At 45.2% G+C, this 252-nt stretch carries 1 rRNA gene; it reads right to left on the minus strand.

Going from position 1 to position 252, the window contains the following annotated elements:
* Positions 1-168 precede the first annotated feature (168 nt).
* Positions 169-252: ribosomal RNA gene (locus P0G09_RS20845) — 16S ribosomal RNA — on the minus strand; the annotation flags it as partial.

Genomic DNA, 252 nt, shown 5'->3' on the forward strand with positions numbered 1-252 from the left:
AACTTACTATAATCTTTGTTTCGCAGTTATTATTCAGTTTTCAAGGTACGTCTTTGAGTGTCCTTTTCAGGGCCCTCAAAATCGAACAATATCTACTCTGCTTGTATCTATCACCTGTTCCAGATGGTCGACCATCTTCGATGTTCTTCCATCTGCCTGACTCCTTAGAAAGGAGGTGATCCAGCCGCAGGTTCTCCTACGGCTACCTTGTTACGACTTCACCCCAATCACCAGTTTTACCTTCGGCGGCGT

Source organism: Faecalibacterium sp. DFI.5.82, from assembly GCF_029076575.1.
GTDB classification, from domain to species: Bacteria; Bacillota; Clostridia; order Oscillospirales; family Ruminococcaceae; genus Faecalibacterium; species Faecalibacterium duncaniae.